Annotated in this window: 19 protein-coding genes; 16 read left to right on the top strand and 3 right to left on the bottom strand. The window is 66.2% G+C overall.

The window, feature by feature from the left end:
- Positions 1-12: 12 nt before the first annotated feature.
- Genes G6N27_RS00625 through G6N27_RS00655 form a run of 7 tightly spaced genes read left to right on the top strand, consistent with a single transcriptional unit; the run spans position 13 to position 7,283 of the window.
- The gene (locus G6N27_RS00625; protein ID WP_163774389.1) at positions 13-1,203 is read left to right on the top strand and encodes a lipid-transfer protein; all 1,191 of its coding nucleotides are present in this window, start codon (positions 13-15) and stop codon (positions 1,201-1,203) included.
- Between the two features lie 32 nt (positions 1,204-1,235).
- A complete protein-coding gene (locus G6N27_RS00630) occupies positions 1,236-1,676 on the top strand; it encodes a type II toxin-antitoxin system Rv0910 family toxin (protein ID WP_163774391.1) in 441 nt (146 codons plus the stop codon).
- Positions 1,673-2,533, top strand: a complete 861-nt coding sequence (locus G6N27_RS00635) for a MaoC/PaaZ C-terminal domain-containing protein (protein ID WP_163774393.1) — start codon at positions 1,673-1,675, stop codon at positions 2,531-2,533. Before G6N27_RS00630 ends, G6N27_RS00635 begins: the two co-directional genes overlap by 4 nt.
- Positions 2,534-2,546: 13 nt before the next feature.
- Positions 2,547-3,416 (top strand): SDR family oxidoreductase, encoded by an 870-nt coding sequence (locus G6N27_RS00640; protein WP_163774395.1) that lies wholly within the window; start codon positions 2,547-2,549, stop codon positions 3,414-3,416.
- Between the two features lie 14 nt (positions 3,417-3,430).
- Entirely contained in the window at positions 3,431-4,732 is a 1,302-nt protein-coding gene (locus tag G6N27_RS00645) for an acyl-CoA dehydrogenase family protein (protein ID WP_163774398.1), read from the top strand.
- The gene (locus G6N27_RS00650) at positions 4,729-5,700 is read left to right on the top strand and encodes an alpha/beta hydrolase (protein ID WP_163774400.1); all 972 of its coding nucleotides are present in this window, start codon (positions 4,729-4,731) and stop codon (positions 5,698-5,700) included. Before G6N27_RS00645 ends, G6N27_RS00650 begins: the two co-directional genes overlap by 4 nt.
- Positions 5,697-7,283: an acyl-CoA synthetase gene (locus G6N27_RS00655; protein ID WP_163774402.1), complete on the top strand. Its 1,587-nt coding sequence runs from the start codon at positions 5,697-5,699 to the stop codon at positions 7,281-7,283. The genes G6N27_RS00650 and G6N27_RS00655 overlap by 4 nt, the downstream gene beginning before the upstream one ends.
- A 36-nt stretch (positions 7,284-7,319) precedes the next feature.
- Here G6N27_RS00655 and mntR read toward each other — a convergent pair whose 3' ends face one another.
- Positions 7,320-8,018: a manganese-binding transcriptional regulator MntR gene (gene mntR, locus G6N27_RS00660; RefSeq protein ID WP_163774404.1), complete on the bottom strand. Its 699-nt coding sequence runs from the start codon at positions 8,016-8,018 to the stop codon at positions 7,320-7,322.
- A gap of 79 nt (positions 8,019-8,097) precedes the next feature.
- Between mntR and G6N27_RS00665 the strand changes: the two genes are divergently transcribed.
- The 5 genes from G6N27_RS00665 (at position 8,098) to G6N27_RS00685 (ending at position 14,431) form a co-directional block, all read left to right on the top strand.
- A complete protein-coding gene (locus G6N27_RS00665; RefSeq protein WP_163774406.1) occupies positions 8,098-9,072 on the top strand; it encodes a bifunctional riboflavin kinase/FAD synthetase in 975 nt (324 codons plus the stop codon).
- 120 nt (positions 9,073-9,192) lie between these two features.
- Positions 9,193-9,462 (top strand): 30S ribosomal protein S15, encoded by a 270-nt coding sequence (gene rpsO / locus G6N27_RS00670; protein WP_163774408.1) that lies wholly within the window; start codon positions 9,193-9,195, stop codon positions 9,460-9,462.
- A 322-nt stretch (positions 9,463-9,784) separates the two neighbouring features.
- Positions 9,785-12,073 carry a polyribonucleotide nucleotidyltransferase gene (locus G6N27_RS00675; RefSeq protein WP_163774410.1) on the top strand — a complete coding sequence of 763 codons (2,289 nt, stop codon included), beginning with the start codon at positions 9,785-9,787 and terminating at the stop codon, positions 12,071-12,073.
- Positions 12,051-13,403, top strand: coding sequence for a M16 family metallopeptidase (locus G6N27_RS00680; RefSeq protein WP_163774412.1), 1,353 nt, complete (start codon positions 12,051-12,053; stop codon positions 13,401-13,403). Before G6N27_RS00675 ends, G6N27_RS00680 begins: the two co-directional genes overlap by 23 nt.
- A 5-nt stretch (positions 13,404-13,408) precedes the next feature.
- The gene (locus G6N27_RS00685) at positions 13,409-14,431 is read left to right on the top strand and encodes a nitronate monooxygenase (protein WP_163774414.1); all 1,023 of its coding nucleotides are present in this window, start codon (positions 13,409-13,411) and stop codon (positions 14,429-14,431) included.
- Here the strand turns inward: G6N27_RS00685 and G6N27_RS00690 are convergent.
- Both G6N27_RS00690 and ald read right to left on the bottom strand, forming a co-directional pair.
- Positions 14,428-15,867, bottom strand: a complete 1,440-nt coding sequence (locus tag G6N27_RS00690; RefSeq protein ID WP_163774416.1) for an amidase — start codon at positions 15,865-15,867, stop codon at positions 14,428-14,430. The genes G6N27_RS00685 and G6N27_RS00690 overlap by 4 nt on opposite strands.
- Before the next feature lie 27 nt (positions 15,868-15,894).
- Positions 15,895-17,010: an alanine dehydrogenase gene (gene ald, locus G6N27_RS00695; RefSeq protein ID WP_163774418.1), complete on the bottom strand. Its 1,116-nt coding sequence runs from the start codon at positions 17,008-17,010 to the stop codon at positions 15,895-15,897.
- Positions 17,011-17,078: 68 nt separating this feature from the next.
- Here ald and aldR point away from each other — a divergent pair, with 68 nt between their 5' ends.
- Genes aldR through G6N27_RS00715 form a run of 4 tightly spaced genes read left to right on the top strand, consistent with a single transcriptional unit; the run spans position 17,079 to position 21,432 of the window.
- Positions 17,079-17,594: an HTH-type transcriptional regulator AldR gene (gene aldR / locus G6N27_RS00700; protein WP_163774420.1), complete on the top strand. Its 516-nt coding sequence runs from the start codon at positions 17,079-17,081 to the stop codon at positions 17,592-17,594.
- 46 nt (positions 17,595-17,640) lie between these two features.
- A complete protein-coding gene (locus G6N27_RS00705) occupies positions 17,641-18,561 on the top strand; it encodes a metal-dependent hydrolase (protein ID WP_163774422.1) in 921 nt (306 codons plus the stop codon).
- 14 nt (positions 18,562-18,575) lie between these two features.
- Positions 18,576-20,348, top strand: a complete 1,773-nt coding sequence (locus G6N27_RS00710) for an SDR family oxidoreductase (protein WP_163774424.1) — start codon at positions 18,576-18,578, stop codon at positions 20,346-20,348.
- On the top strand, positions 20,329-21,432 hold the full coding sequence (locus tag G6N27_RS00715; RefSeq protein WP_163774427.1) for a PDR/VanB family oxidoreductase: 1,104 nt from the start codon (positions 20,329-20,331) through the stop codon (positions 21,430-21,432). The genes G6N27_RS00710 and G6N27_RS00715 overlap by 20 nt, the downstream gene beginning before the upstream one ends.
- Positions 21,433-21,434 lie beyond the last annotated feature (2 nt).

The raw sequence follows: 21,434 nt of genomic DNA on the forward strand, positions 1-21,434 counted from the left end.
CCGAGGAGTGCAATGTCAAACAAGGTCTACGTCATCGGTGTAGGGATGACGAAGTTCGAAAAGCCCGGTCGTCGCGAGAACTGGGATTACCCCGACATGGCTCGCGAATCCGGCACCAAGGCGCTCGAGGACGCCGGCATCGACTACGCCGCGGTCGAGCAGGGTTACGTCGGCTACGTCTACGGCGAATCGACGTCCGGCCAGCGCGCGCTGTACGAACTGGGCATCACGGGGATCCCGATCGTCAACGTCAACAACAACTGCTCGACCGGGTCGACCGCGTTGTTCCTTGCAGCCCAAGCGATTCGCGGTGGTCTGGCCGACTGCACGATCGCGCTCGGGTTCGAGAAGATGAAGCCCGGCTCGCTGGAGTCGACCTACGACGACCGCACCAACCCGATGGACAAGCACATCCTGGCGTTGGCCGAGATCTCCGAAGTGCGATTCCCGCCGGCGCCGTGGATGTTCGGGGCCGCGGGCCGCGAGCACATGAAGGAATACGGCAGCACCGCAGAGCATTTCGCCAAGATCGGCTACAAGAACCACAAGCACTCCGTCAACAACCCGTACGCCCAATTCCAGGAGTCATATTCACTGGACGACATCTTGGCGGCGCGGATGATCTACGACCCGTTGACGAAGCTGCAGTGCTCGCCGACGTCAGACGGCTCCGGTGCGGCGATCCTGGCCTCCGAGGCCTTCGTCGACAAGCACGGCCTCGCGGGGCAGGCGGTGGAGATCGTCGGACAGGCCATGACCACCGACTTCGCCAACAGCTTCGACGGCACCTGCAAAGGACTCATCGGTCACCACATGAATGTCGCAGCCGCGCAACGTGTCTACGACCAATCCGGCCTCGGGCCGGCGGACTTCCAGGTGATCGAGCTGCACGACTGCTTCTCCGCCAATGAATTGCTGCTGTACGAGGCGCTGGGTCTGTGCGGCGAGGGCGAGGCGCCCAAACTGATCGACAACGGCGACGTCACCTACGGCGGACGCTGGGTGGTCAACCCCTCCGGCGGCCTGATTTCCAAGGGCCACCCGCTGGGAGCCACCGGCTTGGCGCAGTGCGCCGAGTTGACCTGGCAGCTACGCGGCGCGGCCGACAAGCGGCAAGTCGACAACGTGACCGCGGCGCTCCAACACAACATCGGTCTCGGCGGCGCGGCCGTCGTCACCGCCTACCAGCGCGCAGAACGCTAAACCACACCAACACTCGAGGAAGAGGATCGATCGTGGGACACATCGAAGCGACCCGGGAACTGTCCGCCGCTCCAGAAGCGTTGTGGGGGACCGTCACCGACCTTGCCAACTGGGACAAGTGGTTCACCGTGCACGAGAAGTGGCTGGAGGATCCGCCGGCCACGCTGACCGAGGACACCAAGCTGACCGCCAAGATCGTCATGCTCGGGATGGCCAACAAGATCGTGTGGACGATCGACTCGGTCGACGCTCCGCGCAAGCTGGTGCTGTCGGGCACCGGAATGGCCGGCGTCAAAGCGCAATTCACGTTCACCATCGCGCCGGCCGAAAGCGGTTCGCTATTCGCGGTATTCGGTGACTTCGAGGGCGCGCTGATCAAGGGCGCGCTGGGCAAGGCGGTGGAGAAGGACGGCGTCAAGCAACTGGACAAGACGCTGGACCAGCTCGACGCGCTGGCATCGGCTCAGGCGTGACCGAAACACTGGAGTTCGACGACACCGGTCTGGATCGTTGGACCGACGACGAGCGGTTCGAGGTCACCAGGGAGCGCCTCGCGGAATACGCGGCCGCCACCAACGACCCGATCGAGGCGCACCGCAGCGGGGACGTCGCACCGCCGGTGTTCGCGATCGTGCCCGTCTTCGAGGCGCTGCTCACCCCGGCCGTCGACGTGATGCCAGTCGAGGCGATTCCGCGAATCGTCCATGGCGAGCAGGACTTTCACTTCCACCGTCCGATCCGTCCCGGTGACAAGCTGGTCTCGCGGGGCAAGATGATCGGATACCAGGGATTGGAGAAGGGCACCCGCGCCGCCATCGTCCTCGAATGTCGCACCGAGGACGGCGAACTCGTCAACGAGCAATACGTCACGACGTTCGTGCGGGGTATGTCGGTCGGCAAGTCGGTCGGCGAGCTGAGTCCCGACCACAAGTTCGACGACGCGCTCCGCGGCAGCGCGCCGGTGGCCAAGGTCGTCCAGCACATCGACAACGACCAGACGTTCCGTTACTCGCCGGCGGCCGGCGATCCGATGCCGATCCACCTGGACGAGGAAATAGCGCGAGACGCCGGCCTGCCGGGGATCATCGCGCACGGGCTGTGCACCATGGCGTTCACCTCCTGGGCGGTGCTCACCGAACTGGCCGGCTCGGATGTCAACCGGCTCAAGCGGTTCGCGGTGCGATTCTCCAAACCGGTGCTGCCCGGCGACGACCTCGAGACCCGGATCTGGACGAAGACTCGGAACAACGGCAGCACCACCTACGCGTTCGAGACGGCGCGTGGCGCCGATTTCGTCATCACCGACGGCTTGGCCGAAATCAGCGATTAGACAGGAGAACCACGTGGGTGCATTGGAAGGCCGGGTCGCGGTGATCACCGGCGCCGGGCGCGGCATCGGGCGCGAACACGCACTGCTGTTCGCCAAAGAAGGAGCCAGGATCGTCGTCAACGATCTGGGCGGCAGCAACGCCGGTGAAGGCGCCGACAGCGGCCCGGCGCACGAGGTGGTCGACGAAATCGTCGCGGCCGGCGGTACCGCGGTGGCCAACACCGAGAACGTCGCCACCTGGGACGGCGCGAACAGCGCTGTGCAGCAGGCGATTGACGAGTTTGGCCGGCTCGACGTGTTGGTCAACAATGCCGGCATCCTGCGGGACTCCTTCATCGCCGGTATGGAGGAAGCGCAATGGGACGCCGTCATCGCCGTGCACCTCAAGGGCCACTTCGCGATGCTGCACCATGCCGCCGCGTACTGGAAGGCGCAGTCGAAGGCCGGCGACCAACCACTGGCCGCGGTGATCAACACCGCGTCGGGCTCCGGGGTGACCATCCCGAACGCGGGCCAAGTGAACTACGGGTCGGCCAAGGCGGGGATCGCGGCCATGACGCTGATTGCCGCCGAGGAGCTCGAGCGCTACGGCGTGCGGGTCAACGCGATCGCGCCGATCGCCCGCACCAGGCTGACGCTGGCCACGCCCGGGATGGGGTCGCTGATGAGCGAACCCGAAGAAGGCGAGCTCGACCTGTTCAGCCCGGCGAACATCTCACCGCTGGTGGCCTACCTGGCGACCGAGAAGTGCCCGATCACCGGCAAGGTGTATGCCGTTCAGGGCGGCGCGATTTCGGCACTGTCGGGTTGGCACGACACCGACACCATCGAGACCGATGGTCCCTGGCTGATCGACGACATCGCCGCAAGGCTACCGCAATAACCCAGGAGCAGAAGATGTTTGAGTGGTCCGACACCGACCTCATCATGCGGGACACGGTGCGAGAGTTCATCGACAAAGAGATCCGCCCCCAGCTCGACGTGCTGGAGACCGGTGAATTGTCGCCGTATCCGTTGGCGCGCAAGCTGTTCAGCGAGTTCGGTCTGGATGTGCTTGCCGCCGAAGCGGTCAAGACGATGCTGGACAAGGAACGCGCGAACCTGGAGGCGGCGGCGAGTGAGCATCGCAGCGACGAAGGAGCGAGCCAGAGCCGACCATCGCACCTGGAATCCGGCACCGAAAAGCGGTCATCCGGAGGATTGGGCGGACTGGGGCCGCAGGCCCCGATGGCTGCGGTGCTGATATCCGAATTGGCCGGTGTGAGCCTGGGTCTGCTCAGCGCCGTGGGCGTCAGCCTCGGGCTGGGCGCCGCGACGATCATGAGCCGCGGCACCTTGGCCCAAAAGGAGCGGTGGCTACCGAAATTGATGACGCTGGAGAAGATCGCTGCGTGGGCGATCACCGAGCCGGACTCCGGCTCGGACGCGTTCGGCGGCATGAAGACCACCGTCAAGCGCGATGGTGACGATTACATCCTCAACGGCCAGAAGACCTTCATCACCAACGGCCCGTACGCCGATGTGCTCGTCGTCTACGCCAAGCTTGATGACGGCTCGTCGGATCGGCGCAACCGGCCGGTGTTGCCGTTCGTGCTCGACGCCGGCATGCCCGGGCTCGTCCAAGGCAAGCCGTTCAAGAAAATGGGCATCATGTCGTCGCCGACCGGGGAACTGTTTTTCGACAGCATCCGGCTGACTCCCGACCGGCTGCTCGGCGAGACCGAACAGCACACCAGCGGTGACGGCCGCGACAGTGCCCGGGCGAACTTCGCCGCCGAACGGCTCGGGGTCGCGCTGATGTCGCTGGGGATCATCAACGAATGCCATCGGCTCTGCGTCGACTACGCGAAGACCCGAACTCTCTGGGGCAAGAACATCGGCCAGTTCCAACTGATTCAGCTCAAGCTGGCCAAGATGGAGGTCGCGCGCATTAACGTGCAGAACATGGTGTTTCAAACCCTCGAGAAGGCTCAGGCCGGAAGGGTTCCGTCGCTGGCCGAAGCCTCGGCGATCAAACTGTATTCGTCGGAGGCTGCCACCGACGTGGCGATGGACGCGGTACAGCTGTTCGGCGGCAACGGCTATATGGCCGAGTACCGCGTCGAACAATTGGCACGTGACGCGAAATCGCTGATGATCTACGCCGGCAGCAACGAGGTGCAGGTGACCCACATCGCCAAGGGCCTGCTCGCCGGATGAGCGCCCGGACCACGGCGAAGGTGCTGCGGCGCAGATCGCTCGCCGTGGTCGACCAGTTGAGCTACGTCCCGGCGTCACGACTGACCTTCAACATCATGCTCAACGTGCTGGTGTCACAACGATGGCTGCTCGCGGCGCTGCGGCCGACAGCCGATCATCTGATCGCCCGGACCGCCCCGGTGGTCCCCGGCGTTCGGGTCGAACGGGTCTCCGGGCCGGTGCGTGGCGAGTGGGTCTGGGCCCCTGAGGCCCATGACGCCTCGGCGGCCGCGGGGGTGGTCCTGGTGCTGCACGGCAGCGGCTACCTGATCTGCTCGGCGCGTACGCACCGCGGATTCGCCTCGCATCTGTCCGAATACTCCGGGATGCCCACGTTCGCCATCGACTACCGGTTGGCGCCGGAACACCCGTTCCCGGCGGCTGAAGACGACGCGATCGCCGCGTACCGCTGGCTGCTCGCGCAGGGACACGATCCGGCGAAGATCGTCGTCGCCGGAGATTCGGCCGGTGGGCATCTCGCGGTCGCGCTGGCCCTGCGGCTGCGTCGCGAGGGACTGCCGGCTCCGGCGGCCCTCGCGCTGTTCGGTCCGCTCATCGATCCGCTGTACCGGGCCTGCATCGCCGACGCGCGCACCCGGCGTCAGCCTCTGGATCCGCGTGCCGCCGCCCGGGCGATCGCGCTCTACGTCGGCGACCACGACGCCGACGACCCCCGGCTGTGCCTGTTGAACGCCGAGCTGTCCAATCTGCCGCCGATCCAAATACATTACGGATCAAGGGAAGTCATGCGAGCGGACGCCGAGGTGTTCGCCAGGCAGGTGGTCGAATCGGGCGGTCGTTGCGACGAGCACATGTGGCCGGGTCTGATGCATGGCTACTGGCTGTGGCCGCGCGACGGCGGGCTCACCAGTCTGCAGGTCGCCGGGCACTTCCTGCGTACCACGATCGCTGAAGCCAACACTGCGTGAAAAGCTCTGCCTTGAACCAGATACGCGACCGACTCGCCGCGGCGCGAGTGCTGCAGCGGCGCGGCATGGTCGACCTGCTGCGGCCCGACGAAGCCGTCCGGGCGTTCCTTGCCCTGCGGCGCTACGGTGCTTTCGGCGGACTCCTCGCCAACGCCGCCGACCGTTTCGGCGACGCGCCGGCGCTCACCGACGAACGCGGCACGCTCAGCTTCAGTGAGCTCGACCGGAATTCCAATGCGTTGGCCCGTGCGCTGGCGGCCAAGGGAATTCGGTCGGGTGCGGTGGTGGCGGCACTGCATCGCAACAGCCGCCACCTGATGGCGACGGTGGGGGCGGCGAACAAGCTGGGCGTTCGGTTGGTCCTGATGAACAGCGGCTTCGCCGGGCCGCAACTGGCCGATGTCGCCGCGCGGGAACAGGTGAGCTGCGTTCTCGCCGACGAGGAATTCCGCGAACTCCTCGACGTCCTGCCGTCGGACACCGTGCGGATCGTCGGCGACCAGCACGACGAGTTGATCGATGGCCAGTCGACGTCGCCACTGCCTGCCCCGCGGCAGCCGGGCGGACTCGTTCTGCTGACCAGTGGGACGACCGGAACGCCAAAGGGCGCGCCCCGCAACAGGATCGATCCACTGCAGTCGGCTCAGGTGCTCGACCGGATTCCCTGGCCGCGCAACGGCACCTACTGCGTCGCCGCGCCTCTGTTCCACGCGACCGGCCTGGCGACCTGCGCGCTCGGCTTGGCGCTGGGCAACCAGGTGGCGATGGCAAGCCGCTTCGACCCGGAGTCGACGTTGAAGGCGATCGCTGAACATCGAGCGTCCACGCTGATCCTGGTGCCCACCATGCTGCAGCGCATCCTCGATCTCGGGCCCGAGGCCGTGGCGCAATACGACACCTCTTCGCTGAAAGTGGTGTTCGCCGCGGGCTCTTCGCTGTCTCCGGACCTTTGTCGCCGCACCGATGACGCGTTCGGCCCGGTGCTGTACAACCTCTACGGGTCCACCGAGGTGGCGGTCGCCACCGTCGCGACACCGCAGGAGCTGCGCCACGCTCCGGGCACCGTCGGCCGGCCACCGCTCGGTTGCACACTCGCCGCCTACGACGAACAGCGTCGCCGCATCACCGAGCCCGGCCGCGTCGGCACCCTGTTCGTGTCCAGTGGTTTGAGCTTTTCCGGATACACCGACGGCGGTCACAAAGAAATCGTCGACGGCTTGCTATCCACGGGTGACACTGGACATTTCGACGAGACCGGCCTGTGGTTCGTCGACGGCCGCGATGACGACATGATCGTCTCCGGCGGCGAGAACGTGTTCCCGCTGGAAGTCGAGAATCTGCTCGCCGACCATCCCGGCGTCATCGAGGCCGCGGTCATCGGCGTCGACGACGCGGAATTCGGAAAGCGATTGGCGGCGTTCGTGGTCAGCCGAGAGGACTCCGGCCCGGACGCCGACGAGATCAAGTCCTACGTGCGGGCCCACCTCGCCCGGCATAAGATTCCGCGCGACGTCGTGTTCATCGACCAGTTGCCGCGCAACGAGACCGGCAAGGTGCTGCGGAAAAAACTGATCGAACACTAGCGGGTGGTCGCAGAGCAAGCGTCGTCGACGCGGTCGCTAGACCATCCAAATGGCTTGAGCGGCAGGGCTTCCCAAGTCGACGGTGGCGGGCTTGCCGTCTGCCGACTCGACCGCGACCGAAATCATCCCGGCGAATTCACGTCGGGTGAGCACCCGCAACCGCGAGTCGAGGCTGATGCCGATGCTGTCGAAGTAGCGCAGCATCTCGGGGTCTTTGTCGGATATCCGCGCCACGGTGCCGACGTCGCCGTCGGCGCACGACCACAGCTGGCGAGCGGGCGGGGTCGGCACCTGCCCGTCGGAGCCGGGAATCGGATCACCGTGCGGATCACGCTGAGGGAAGCCCAGCTTGGCGTCGATGCGTGCCACCAACCGGTCGGACACCGCGTGCTCGAGCACCTCGGCTTCGTCGTGCACCTCGTCCCACCCGTAGCCGAGCTCCTTGACCAGAAAGGCCTCCAGCAGCCGGTGACGCCGGACCATCGCCAATGCTGCCCGTCGACCCGACTCCGTCAGCGTGACCGCGCCGTACTTCTCGTGGTCGACCAGACCCTGCTCGGCGAGTTTGCGGATGGATTCCGAGGCGGTGCTTGCCGACACCCCGAGCTTGTCGGCCAACATCTTGGTGCTGACCTTCTCCAACGACCACTCCTGGGCGTTCCAGATGATCTTGAGATAGTCCTGGGCAACCGCGCTCAGCCCATGGGGCTCCTCGGCAGGGGGGTCAGCGCGCACAACGGAAGTTTAAGCAATCCTCACCTGATCTGCGGCTCTCGCACGACCGCTCGCTACCTAGGGTCGTAGGCTGATTGTCGTGCAGCGGTGGCGGGGGCAGAGCGAGATACCCACGGACTGGGGTAGGTGTGTGCTCACCATCGGGGTGTTCGACGGTCTACACCGCGGACATGCCGAGCTGATCGAGCACGCGGTGAAGTCGGGCCGCGCCCGCGGTGTGCCGACGGTGTTGATGACGTTCGACCCGCACCCGATGGAAGTCGTGCATCCCGGCAGCCACCCCGCTCAGCTGACGACGCTGACCCGTCGGGCCGAGCTGGCCGAGGAGTTCGGCATCGACGTCTTTCTGGTGATGCCGTTCACCACGCATTTCATGAAGCTCACGCCCGAGCGGTACGTCCACGAGTTGCTCGTGGAGAACCTGCACGTGGTCGAGGTGGTGGTCGGGGAGAACTTCACCTTCGGCAAGAAAGCCGCAGGCACCGTCGATACCCTGCGCCGCGCAGGCGAGCGATTCGGATTCGCCGTGGAAGCGATGTCGCTGGTGGCAGAGCACCACAACAGCGAGACCGTGACGTTCTCCTCGACGTACATCCGGTCCTGCGTCGACGCCGGAGACGTGGTGGCAGCGGCGGAGGCGCTGGGCCGTCCGCACCGGGTGGAAGGTGTGGTGGTCCGCGGCGACGGGCGGGGGACCGAGATGGGTTTCCCGACCGCCAACGTGGCCCCGCCCATGCACTCGGCCATCCCGGCCGACGGTGTCTACGCCGCCTGGTTCACCGTCCTGGGTCACGGGCCGGTGACCGGGAGCGTGGTGCCCGGCGAGCGATACCAGGCCGCGGTGTCGGTGGGTACCAACCCGACGTTCTCCGGACGGACCCGCACGGTCGAGGCATTTGTCCTCGACACCGCCGCTGACCTGTACGGACAGCATGTGGCGCTGGACTTCGTCGCCCGCATCCGGGGACAGGAAAAGTTCGGATCGGTCGGCGATCTGGTCGACGCGATGAACGCCGACACCGACAAGGCGCGGACTCTGCTTTCTGCCACCTGAGCTGCAGATTCAGGCACACAGGTCGGTCGCTGCTAGACTTCCCGGCGACATGGCGCGCGCTGCAGTTCGCGGCGGCCGCAGCCTGAAGAATGATCGCGGACCGATTGATGGAGATAATTCGTGGCGCTTACCGCCGAGCAGAAAAAAGAAATCCTGGGCTCATACGGCCTGCACGAGACGGACACCGGCTCCCCTGAAGCCCAGGTCGCGCTGCTGACCAGGCGGATCGCCGACCTGACCGAGCACCTGAAGCTCCACAAGCACGACCACCACTCCCGGCGCGGGCTGCTGTTGCTGGTCGGACGCCGCCGTCGTCTGCTCAAGTACGTCGCCCAGATCGACGTCGAGCGCTACCGGTCGCTGATCGAGCGACTGGGCCTGCGTCGCTGACGCTGCGCGGCCAGGATCGCCGCCCGGGTAGGAACCGCCAGGTCGGCATGTAGAATCAATGATGTTTTGGGCCAGTCGGCCCGAGCACGGTGCGGGGCGCGTAATTCGCGCGCACCGTTCCAGCGAGGCACAACAGGACTTCGAAAGAAGACAAGTCTGTATCGCGCGGTCTTCGGTAGTGGCTGCCGTGCTCCCCAATTCGGGGGCAGCTCGGCCGCTTCGATCGACGGCCGTCGCCGCATTCTGACTCCTGCAGCCATCCGGGTTGACCCGTGCCTGCGCGAAATAGCTGAATGAAATCAGAGAGGCCGCACGGACGCATATGTCTGTAGCAGAAATTGACGAGGGCGTGTTCGAATCGACCGCCACCATCGACAACGGGAGCTTCGGCACCCGCACCATCCGTTTTGAGACCGGTCGTCTTGCCCAGCAAGCCGCCGGAGCCGTCGTCGCCTACCTCGACGACGAGACCATGCTGCTGTCGGCGACCACCGCCAGCAAGAGTCCCAAAGAGCACTTCGACTTCTTCCCCTTGACGATCGATGTCGAGGAGCGGATGTATGCCGCCGGTCGTATCCCCGGTTCGTTCTTCCGTCGCGAGGGCCGGCCGTCCACCGACGCGATCCTGACCTGCCGGCTCATCGACCGGCCGCTGCGTCCGACGTTCGTCTCGGGCCTGCGTAACGAGATCCAGGTCGTGGTCACCATCCTGAGCTTGGATCCCAAGGATCTGTACGACGTGCTGGCCATCAACGCCGCATCGGCATCGACGCAGATTTCCGGGCTGCCGTTCGCCGGCCCCGTCGGCGGCGTGCGCGTCGCGCTGATCAACGGCCAGTGGGTTGCGTTCCCCACCGTCGAGCAGCTTGAAGGCGCGGTGTTCGACATGGTCGTGGCCGGCCGCATTGTCGGTAATGCCGACGAAAATGACATAGCGATCATGATGGTCGAGGCCGAGGCCACCGAGAACGTCATCGATCTGATCGACGGTGGCGCCGGTGCGCCGACCGAAAGCGTTGTGGCGGAGGGCCTGGAGGCCGCCAAGCCGTTCATCGCCGCGTTGTGTACCGCGCAGCAGGAGCTGGCCGAGAAGGCGGCCAAGCCGACCGGTGACTACCCGGTGTTCCCCGACTACGGCGACGACGTCTATTACTCGGTTTCGTCGGTGGCGACCGACGAGTTGGCCAAGGCGCTGGCCATCGGCGGCAAGGCCGAGCGCGACCAGCGCACCGACGAACTCAAGGCCGAGGTGCTCGAGCGGCTCGCCGACACCTACGAGGGCCGCGAGAAAGAGGTCAGCGCCGCGTTCCGCTCGCTGACCAAAAAGCTTGTGCGGCAGCGTATCCTGACCGACCACTTCCGCATCGACGGTCGTGGCATCACCGACATCCGCGCGTTGTCAGCCGAGGTTGCCGTCGTGCCGCGGGCACACGGCAGCGCACTGTTCGAGCGCGGCGAGACCCAGATCATGGGTGTGACCACGCTCGACATGGTCAAGATGGCCCAGCAGATCGACTCGCTGGGGCCCGACACCAGCAAGCGCTACATGCACCACTACAACTTCCCGCCGTTCTCCACCGGCGAGACCGGTCGGGTGGGCTCACCCAAGCGACGCGAGATCGGGCACGGCGCGCTGGCCGAGCGGGCGCTGATGCCGGTGCTGCCGAGCGTCGAGGAGTTCCCGTACGCCATCCGTCAGGTCTCAGAAGCGTTGAGTTCCAACGGCTCCACGTCAATGGGTTCGGTCTGTGCATCCACGCTCTCGCTGCTGAACGCCGGGGTCCCGCTGAAGGCGCCGGTGGCCGGTATCGCGATGGGTCTGGTGTCCGACGATGTCGAAGTCGATGGCAAGACCGAGCGCCGCTTCGTCACGCTCACCGACATCCTCGGCGCCGAAGATGCGTTCGGCGACATGGACTTCAAGTGCGCCGGCACGAAGGACTTCGTCACCGCGCTGCAGCTGGACACCAAGCTCGACGGGATCCCGTCGCAGGTGCTCGCGGGTGCGCTCGCGCAGGCCAAGGATGCGCGTCTGACCATTCTCGAGGTGATGGCCGAGGCGATCGACGAGCCCGACCAGATGAGCCCGTACGCGCCGGTGGTCACCACCATCAAGGTCCCGATCGACAAGATCGGTGAGGTCATCGGCCCCAAGGGCAAGATGATCAACTCCATCACCGAGGAGACCGGCGCGCAGATCTCCATCGAGGACGACGGCACCGTGTTCGTCGGTGCCACCAGCGGCCCGTCGGCGCAGGCCGCGATCGACAAGATCAACGCGATCGCCAACCCGCAGCTGCCCAAGACCGGCGAGCGGTTCCTTGGAACCGTGGTCAAGACAACCGATTTCGGTGCGTTCGTGTCGTTGCTGCCCGGCCGTGACGGGCTGGTGCACATCTCCAAGCTCGGCAGGGGCAAGCGCATCGCCAAGGTGGAGGACGTGGTCAGCGTCGGCGACAAACTCCGCGTGGAGATCGCCGACATCGACAAGCGGGGCAAGATCTCGCTGGTCCTCGTCGACGATGATGCGGCCGCCGCCGAATCCGGCAACGGTGAACCAGCTGCCAACCCGGAGACCGCACCAGCAGATGCCGCGACCGCCAGCAGCTAGCCCGGGGACGCAATCGCTGCGCCGCGGCAGGCACACCGCCGAACCGTCCACCGCGTTCCGTCGCACCGCCCTGCCCGGCGGGTTGCGGGTGGTCACCGAGTATCTCCCCTCGGTGCGATCCGCTTCCGTCGGCGTGTGGGTGGGCGTCGGGTCGCGTGACGAAGGGCCGACGGTGGCTGGGGCTGCGCATTTCCTCGAGCATCTGCTGTTCAAGTCGACGCCCACGCGCACCGCGGTCGACATCGCGCAGGCTGTGGACGCCGTCGGCGGTGAGTTGAACGCGTTCACCGCCAAAGAGCACACCTGCTACTACGCGCATGTGCTCGACAACGATCTCGAATTGGCCGTCGACTTGGTCAGCGACGTGGTGCTCAACGGGCGCTGCGCGATCGACGACGTCGAGGTGGAACGCGACGTCGTCCTCGAGGAGATCGCGATGCGCGACGACGACCCCGAGGACGCGCTGGCCGACCAGTTCCTGTCGGCGGTGTTCGGTGACCATCCGGTGGGCCGTCCGGTGATCGGCAGCGTGCAGTCGGTGTCGGAGATGACCCGCGCACAACTGCATTCGTTCCATCAGCGGCGCTACACGCCCGAGCGGATGGTGGTCGCGGTGGCCGGCAACATCGACCACGACGAAGTTGTCGCGTTGGTGCGCCAGCACTTCGGCCCGCGGTTGGTCCGCGGCAACCGTGCGGTGCCGCCGCGCAAGGGCGCCGGCCGAGTGACCGGCAAGCCGCGACTGACGTTGGCCAACCGGGACGCCGAGCAGACCCATGTCTACCTCGGGGTGCGCACGCCGGGTCGGCACTGGAAACATCGCTGGGCGTTGACGGTGCTCAACACCGCACTGGGCGGTGGCCTGAGTTCTCGTCTGTTCCAGCAGGTTCGGGAGTCCCGCGGGCTGGCGTACTCGGTCTACTCGTCGCAGGACATGTTCTCTGACACCGGCGCCCTGTCGGTGTACGCCGCATGCCTGCCTGAGCGGTTCGCCGAGGTGGCGCGGGTGACCGCCGACGTGTTGCAGGACGTCGCGCGCGACGGCATCGCCGAGTCGGAATGCCGGATCGCCAAGGGCTCGCTGCGCGGCGGCCTGGTGCTCGGGCTGGAGGATTCCAGTTCGCGGATGAATCGCATCGGTCGCGGCGAACTCAACTACGCTGAACACCGAAGTATCGACCGGACGCTGCAGGAGCTCGATGAGGTCACCCTGGACGAGGTTAACGCGGTGGCACGCCGACTACTCGGCAAGACCTATGGCGCGGCTGTTCTCGGTCCGTATTCGTCGAAAAAATCTCTGCCACAACAACTTCGGGCGATGACGGGGTAGCGGTCATGGTACTGGGCTTCTGGGATCTCGACGTGCCGATCGTGGGTGCGCCGATGGCGGGCGGCCCTGGGACGCCCGCGCTGGCGGCGGCGGTGTCCAACGCCGGCGGCCTCGGCTTCCTGGCCGCCGGCTATGTGAGTGCAGACCGGCTCGCCGACGACATCGCCGCGGCACGGGCCGCGACCACCGGTCCGATCGGTGTCAATCTTTTCGTGCCGCAGCCCAGCGTGGCCGACGTGCACCAGTTGGACAACTACGCCGAGTTCCTCGACGAGCTGGCTGAGCATTACGACGTCCATGTCGGTTATCCGAACTTCGGCGACGACGACGGTTGGCAGCAGAAGCTCGAGGTGGTCGCCGACATGCGGCCCGAGTTGGTGTCGTTCACCTTCGGCGCACCCTCGCCGGATGTGTTGCGCCGGTTCGGCGCACTGGGCATGTTGCTCTACATCACGGTCACGTCGACGTACGAGGCCGGGGTGGCCGTTGCCGCCGGTGCGGACGGTCTGGTTGTTCAGGGTCCGGGCGCCGGCGGGCACCGCGGAACGTTCGCGCCCGACATGGAACCAGGGACCATGCAGTTGACCGAGCTGCTGGATCGCATCGGTCACTCTCACGATGTCCCGCTGATCGCCGCCGGCGGGTTGGGCACCACCGAAGACGTCGCCGTGGTGTTGCGTAGGGGAGCCGCCGCCGCCCAGATCGGTACCGCGCTGCTGCTGGCCGACGAGGCCGGCACCAACGAAGCACACCGTTCGGCCTTGGGCCATCCGCAATTCGACACAACCGTTGTGACGCGGGCGTTTTCGGGCCGTTATGCCCGCGGACTCGCGAACGATTTCACCAGGATGCTCGACCATGTGGCGCCGCTGGGTTATCCCGAGGTCAACCAGATGACGTCGCCGATCCGCAAGGCCGCGGTCGAGATGGAAGACCCGCACGGCACCAACCTCTGGGCGGGAACTGCGTACCGGCAGGCTGTCGCCGGGTCGGCGAAAGACATCGTCGACAAGCTCGGCCACGTCTAACCAACGCTAGGCGTGCGGTGCGCCCAGGGTTTTCCCATCTCCAGTTGGCTGGCCACCCTCAGTAGGACGTCTTCGCGTCCGTAGCCGGCGACCAACTGCACGCCAACGGGCAGCCCGGCATCGGTCCACTCGACCGGCACATTGATCGCGGGCTGGCCGCTCATGTTGAACGGCGGCGTGAACGGGATGAACTGGAACGCGCGCTCCACGGTGGCCAGCGGATTGTCCGGGTCGTTCGCGATAGTGCCCAGCGGTATCGGCAGCTCGGCGACCGTAGGGGTGAGCAACAGGTCCCACCCATCGGCCCACCAGGCCTGCAGTGCCCGGCGGAAGTGGGTCGCCGCGGAGAACGCCAGCGCATAGTCGACCGCGGTGAAATGCGCAGCAATGTCGGCCTGGACGCGGTTCATCGGCTCGAATTCGTCTGCGGCCAGCGAACGTCCGATCTGTTCTTCGAACCGCTTCAGGCCGACGCCCATGTTGGTGCTCCACAGCGCCGCGAAGTGTAACCGCAGGCTGCCGTCCTCCAGTGCCGGTGGCCACGCGAATTCGACTGTATGGCCGAATGATTCGAGCAACGTGCCGACCGACCGGGCGGCCGCCGCACATTCCGGTGCGACGGCACCGCCTTGCGGATGGTGATCGAGCAGACCGATCCGCAGTCGACCGGGATCGGCGTCGAGCTCCTCGACATAACTGCGCGACGGAGCCGGTGCAATCACCGTGTCGCCGACCGCGGGCCCGCGCACCGCGTCGAGCAGTGCTGCGGTATCACGTACGGTGCGGCTGACGCACAGCTCCACCGACAACGCCGTCTCGTCGCGGATCGGGCCGAGCGAGATCCGACCCTGACTGGGTTTGAGGCCGACCAGTCCGCAGCACGACGCGGGAATGCGGATGGAACCGCCGCCGTCGCTGGCGTGCGCGAACGGCACCATGCCGCTGGCGACGGCGGCCGCCGCGCCACCACTGGATCCGCCGGGTGAACGCGTGGTGTCCCACGGGTTGTGCGTCGCGCCCCAGGCGAGCGGCTCGGTGGTGGGCACGCTGCCGAGTTCGGGACTGTTGGTCCGGCCGGCGATGACCAGGCCGGCGTCGCGGAAACGGCTCACCAGTGTGGTGTCGGCGGGTGAGACCGAATTCTGGTTCTTCAGTGCGACATTGCCGTTGGTGATGCGCTGCCCGGCGTAGCTCGCGAACAGGTCTTTGATCAGAAATGGCACGCCGCGAAACGGCCCGTTCGGCAGGTCACTTCGTGCGGTGTCACGGGCGTGGTCGAACCAGCGGATCACCACCGCGTTGAGCACCGGGTCGATGCGCTCGATCCGCTCGATGGCCGCCTCGAGCAGTTCTAGCGGCGTCACCTCGCCGGCTGCGACCAACGCGGCCTGATCGACGGCGTCCAGCCAGCGCGTGTCATCGGCTAGTGAAGTCACGCGGTTTGTGTAGCACGAACGTGGGCGTCAGACCAGCATGGCGGCAGGGTCACTGAACGGCAGCGCCAGATCGGCGGCCACCCGCTGGGACAACAGCTCACCATTGTGGGTCGAAAGCCCTTTGGCCAGAGCAGGATTCGACCGACAGGCGGCCCGCCAACCGTTATCGGCGAGTTGAATGACGTACGGCATGGTGGCATTGGTCAACGCGACCGTTGACGTCGCGGGCACCGCGGCGGGCATGTTCGCCACGCAGTAGAACACCGTGTCGTGCACGCGGAACGTCGGCTGGTCGTGGGTGGTGGGACGCGAGTCTTCGAAGCAGCCGCCCTGGTCGATCGCGATGTCCACCAGGACCGCGCCCGGTTTCATGCGCGCGACAAGCGAATTCGGCACCAGCGTCGGGGCTTTGGCTCCCGGCACCAGCACCGCACCGATCACCAGGTCCGCCTTCTTGACGGCAGCCTCGATCTCCAGGGCCGTCGAATAACGGGTCTGCACCCGGCCGCCGAAGACGTGGTCGAGCTCACGCAGCTTGCCGAGGTTGACGTCGAGCACCGTGACCGACGCGCCCATCCCGGCGGCGATCCGCGCCCCGTGGTAGCCGGCAGTCCCCGCGCCGATGACGACAACGTTGGCCGGCTCGACGCCCGGCACGCCGCCCATCAACACGCCGCGACCGCCCTCTGTGCGCATCAGGTGATAGGCGCCGACTTGAGCGGACAACCGCCCGGCAACCTCGCTCATCGGCGCGAGCAACGGCAACGCACCGTCGGCGGTTTGCACGGTTTCGTAGGCGATCGATGTGGTGCCCGCCGCCAGCAGCGCTTCAGTGCACGACCGCGATGCAGCCAGGTGCAGATAGGTGAACAGTGTCTGGCCACGACGCAGTCGCGAATATTCGATGGGCGTCGGTTCCTTGACCTTGAGCACCACCTCGGCATCGGCCCACACGTCTTCGGCGCCGGCGATCAGCTCCGCGCCCGCCGCCTTGAAATCGCTGTCGGTGATGGCCGAGCCTTCGCCCGCACCGGACTGGATCAGCACGTCATGGCCGCGGCGGGTCAATTCGGCAACGCCGGACGGGGTGATCGCCACCCGGAACTCGTTGTTTTTGGTCTCGGTCGGAATGCCGATATGCATACGGTCAAGTGTGAAGAAGCTTCAGTTATGGTGCAATTACCACGAAGACACGCTCGTATAATCATCAAATGACCGAAGTAAATACGGAACGCGTCGACAATGCCGCGGTGCGGCCGAAGGATCTTCGGGCCGCCAATTTGGACGGCATCGACCGCCGAATACTGGCCTTGCTGCACGCCGATGCCCGCATCACCAACAGCGCGCTGGCCGAGGAACTCGCCATCGCGCCGTCGACGTGCCACGGTCGGGTCCGGCGATTGATGGAGTCAGGTGTCATCCGCGGCTTCTACGCCGACATCGACCCTGCCGCAGTGGGATTGCCGCTGCAGGCAATGATCTCGGTCAGCCTGCAGTCCAACGCACGCGGCAAGATCCGCGGCTTCATCCAGCAGATTCGTCGCAGGCCTCAGGTGATGGACGTCTACTTTCTGGCCGGCGCCGACGACTTCATCCTGCATGTCGCGGCCCGCGACACCGAAGACCTGCGTTCGTTCGTGGTCGAAAACCTCAACGCCGACGCCGACGTCGCCGGCACCCAGACGTCGCTGATCTTCGAGCATCTGCGCGGCGCAGCGCCGATCTGAGCTCGCGGGATTCCCGATACCCCGGGTACCGGGTATGCTGCTGCCAATGTTCACGGTCAACGACGAAGCCGTCGGTCCGCACCAGCCAGGTCGCGCGGCGCCGGACGATCACGAACGGCTGGTCCTCGAGGCGCGCGACGTCGAGTTCGACTGGTCCGCGCTGCCGCTGCACTACGTGCCGGGTGAGCCGTTCACCACGCACGTCCTCAACGTGCTGCACCTGCTGTTGCCCGCCGGCGAAGATTTCTTCGTCGACGTGTTCAAGAAGACGCTGCCGCTGATCAAGGACGACCAACTGCGCCTCGACGTGCAGGGGTTCATCGGTCAGGAGGCGATGCATTCCCAGACGCACTCCGGCGTGCTGGACTACTTCGCCGCCAAGGGTGTGGACCTGACGCCGTTCACCGATCAGATCGAGTGGCTGTTCGGCAAGTTGATGGGCGATCGGCCGCGCTGGAGTCAGCGGCGCCGGCACAGTTGGCTGCTCGAGCAGGTGTCGGTGGTCGCGGCGGTCGAGCATTACACCGCGATCCTGGGCGAGTGGATTCTGGACAGCCCGGCGCACGATGCGATCGGCACCGACCCGGTGATGCTCGACATGCTGCGCTGGCACGGTGCGGAGGAAGTCGAGCACAAGGCCGTCGCGTTCGACGTGATGAAGCACCTGCGGGCCGGCTACTGGCGCCAGTTGCGCACCCAGTTGGTGGTGTCGCCGATGATGCTGCTGATGTGGATTCGCGGCGTCCGGTTCCTGTACTCGGTGGACCGCGATCTGCCGCCCGGCGCGAAACCGCGCTGGCGGGACTACTTCAACGCGGCGCGACGGGGTCTGGTGCCCGGTCCGCTGCGGTTCGTGCGGGCGATCGGCGTGTACTACCTGCCGAATTTCCACCCGTCGCAACTGGGCGGGGTCGAGCGGGCTGTGGACTATCTCGCCGTCTCGCCCGCCGCGCGCGCCGCGCATTGAGCCTGGAGGATTCGATGACCATCTTGAGTAGTCCCGACGCGCCCATTCGCAGTTCTGTGACCGCCTCGGACGGCGTCACATTGGCTGTGCATGCCTACACCGCGATCGACCCACAACGGCCGACCGTGCTGGCGATCCACGGATATCCGGACAATCACCATCTGTGGGACGGGGTGGCCGCGTATCTCATTGGACGCTACAACTTTGTAGCGTTCGATGTCCGCGGTGCCGGCGAGTCGAGCCGCCCGGCGAGCAAAGCGAATTACCGCTTTCCCCAATTGATCTCCGATATCGGTGCGGTCATCGACAGCCTCGGTGTTGGACAGGTACATCTACTGGCCCACGACTGGGGCTCGATTCAGTCTTGGGCCGCCGTCACCGACGAGACGGTGATGAACAAGGTCGCGTCGTTCACGTCGATCTCCGGTCCGCACCTGAATTACGCCGGAAAGTTCTTGCGGTCAGCGCGCAGTCCACGCGGCGTCGTCGACGTGGTCCGGCAATTTTTGGCATCGGGATACATCTGGTTCTTCTTGACGCCGGGTCTGCCGGAGCTCATGGTCCGAGCGGGTGTGGGCATCAAACTCGTTGAGGCATTTGGGCGCATCGGCAACTCGAGCACCCAGGCCCGGCGCAATGACCCGGTGCGATCGACAGGTGACTACGTCAACGGGCTCAACCTGTACCGGGCAAACATGCCCGGCCCGTTCATGGCACCGGGTGCGACGTTGCCGCACACCACCGTCCCGGTGCAGGTGCTGGTGCCGCGCAAGGATGTCTTCGTCACCCCCGCATTGCAGCGCTTCACCGGCTCGATTCCGTTGGGCAGCAGGGTCGTTCCGATCGAGGGCGGTCACTGGGTGGTGGCGGCGAGGCCCGACGTCATCGCCCGGTTGGCCGCGGAATGGATCGACCATGTCGTCGACGGCGAAGCGCCGGCCGACGTCGAGCGCACCGGTCCACGCGACGTGCGCGGCAAGCTGGCCTTGATCACCGGGGCGGGCGCCGGAATCGGGCGTGCCACCGCACTCGAGTTGGCCCGCAACGGCGCCGAGACTGTCGTGATCGTCGACCGTGATCTCGCCGCAGCGCAGGAGACCGCCAAGGCCGTCCGGGAGGCCGGTGCTCGCGCCGCGGCATACCAGGCCGACGTCAGCGACGAGTCGGCGATGAACGACCTTGCCGCGCAAGTCAACAAAGAACACGGCGTGGTCGACATCCTGGTGAACAACGCCGGCATCGGGATGGCAGGCCGATTCCTGGAGACCACACCGGAACACTGGGACAACATCCTGGGCGTCAACCTGCGCGGCGTGCTCAACGGAAGCCGGGCGTTCGCAACGCAAATGGTCGACCGCGGCCAGGGCGGCACGATCATCAACGTGTCGAGTGCCGCGGCGTTCCTGCCGTCGAAGTCGATGATTGCCTACGGCACCACCAAGGCCGCCGTGCTGGCGTTCAGCGAATCGTTGCGCGCCGACCTCGCGGACGACGGCATCACCGTCACCGCGGTGTGCCCGGGATTCGTCAACACCAACATCGCCAAAAACACTGTCTACGCCGGCATGTCGGCCGACGAGCAGGACCGCGCCCGGCACCGGGCGGACGCCGCATACCGTCGCCGCAATTACACGCCGGAGGCGACCGCCAAGGCGATCGTCAAGGCAGTCAAGAGCGGGCCGCCGGTGGTGCCGATCGCCGCCGAGTCCAAGGTGGGCTACGCGATGCGCCGGATCAGTCCGTCGCTGATCCGGCTATTGGCCCGCTATGACGTCCGGCAATCTTGAGGTCGTTGTGCCGGAAAGCATTTGGGCCAGCAGGCCTGCCGACATCTACGGTCGCCGCAAGCGGGACCGGCTCTACACGGCGTTGTGGGGCCTGGGCACGATGCTCAGTGGGTTCGCCGCCGCGACACCCTGGACGCCGTCTCGCGTGGTGCCGGTCGTGCGGACGCGTACCGCGGTCGTCACCAAACGCGAACTGATCACTCCGGATGTGGTTGCGTTGACGTTCGCTGACGTCGACGGCGGCCTGCTGCCCTCGTGGACGCCGGGAAGTCACATCGACGTCCAACTGCCGTCCGGCCGTCGTCGGCAGTACTCGCTGTGCGGATCACCCGGGCGGCGAACGGATTACCGGATCGCCGTGCGCCGGATCGCCGACGGCGGCGGCGGCTCGATCGAGATGCACGACGCGTTCGACGTTGGCGACCCGCTGGTGTTCGAGGGTCCGCGCAACGCCTTCTACCTCGGCGGCGACGAGCATGACGTGTTGTTCGTGATCGGCGGTATCGGCGTGACGCCGATTCTGTCGATGATGCGGGCGGCCCAACAACGCGGAATGAATTGGCGCGCAATCTATGCCGGCCGCAGCCGGGAATACATGCCGTTGCTCGACGAGGTGGTGTCGTTGGCACCCGAGCGGGTCACGGTGTGGGCGGACGACGAGCGTGGGGGATTCGCCACATCCGACGATCTACTGGCCGCGGCGAAACCTGCAACGGCGGTGTATGTGTGCGGGCCGACGGCGATGCTGGAATCGGTGCGCGCCGGTAGAGGCCAGCATGCCAAAGCGCCGCTGCACTATGAGCGATTCAGCCCACCGCCCGTCGTCGACGGCATCCCGTTCGAGCTGGAACTCGCGCGCTCGCAGCGCGTGCTCGATGTGGCCGCGAACAGGTCGGCGCTCGACGTGATGCTCGACGCCGATCCGACGACCGCGTATTCCTGCCGGCAGGGCTTCTGCGGCACCTGCAAGGTCAGGGTGATCGCCGGAGACGTCGATCGGCGCGGCCGCGCGGGAGAAACCGACGGCGAGATGTTGGTGTGCGTCTCGCGCGCTGCCGGCGGCCGCGTGGTGATCGACGCGTAGCG

Origin of the sequence: Mycobacterium cookii, from assembly GCF_010727945.1 — a bacterium.
GTDB lineage: Bacteria > Actinomycetota > Actinomycetes > Mycobacteriales > Mycobacteriaceae > Mycobacterium > Mycobacterium cookii.

Coding starts and splice junctions, on each gene's coding strand:
- G6N27_RS00625 (WP_163774389.1), top strand. CDS start 13: ATGTCAAACAAGGTCTACGTCATCGGTGTAGGGATGACGAAGTTCGAA.
- G6N27_RS00645 (WP_163774398.1), top strand. CDS start 3,431: ATGTTTGAGTGGTCCGACACCGACCTCATCATGCGGGACACGGTGCGA.
- G6N27_RS00650 (WP_163774400.1), top strand. CDS start 4,729: ATGAGCGCCCGGACCACGGCGAAGGTGCTGCGGCGCAGATCGCTCGCC.
- G6N27_RS00675 (WP_163774410.1), top strand. CDS start 9,785: ATGTCTGTAGCAGAAATTGACGAGGGCGTGTTCGAATCGACCGCCACC.
- G6N27_RS00680 (WP_163774412.1), top strand. CDS start 12,051: ATGCCGCGACCGCCAGCAGCTAGCCCGGGGACGCAATCGCTGCGCCGC.
- G6N27_RS00685 (WP_163774414.1), top strand. CDS start 13,409: ATGGTACTGGGCTTCTGGGATCTCGACGTGCCGATCGTGGGTGCGCCG.
- ald (WP_163774418.1), bottom strand. CDS start 17,010: ATGCATATCGGCATTCCGACCGAGACCAAAAACAACGAGTTCCGGGTG.
- aldR (WP_163774420.1), top strand. CDS start 17,079: ATGACCGAAGTAAATACGGAACGCGTCGACAATGCCGCGGTGCGGCCG.
- G6N27_RS00705 (WP_163774422.1), top strand. CDS start 17,641: ATGTTCACGGTCAACGACGAAGCCGTCGGTCCGCACCAGCCAGGTCGC.
- G6N27_RS00710 (WP_163774424.1), top strand. CDS start 18,576: ATGACCATCTTGAGTAGTCCCGACGCGCCCATTCGCAGTTCTGTGACC.
- G6N27_RS00715 (WP_163774427.1), top strand. CDS start 20,329: ATGACGTCCGGCAATCTTGAGGTCGTTGTGCCGGAAAGCATTTGGGCC.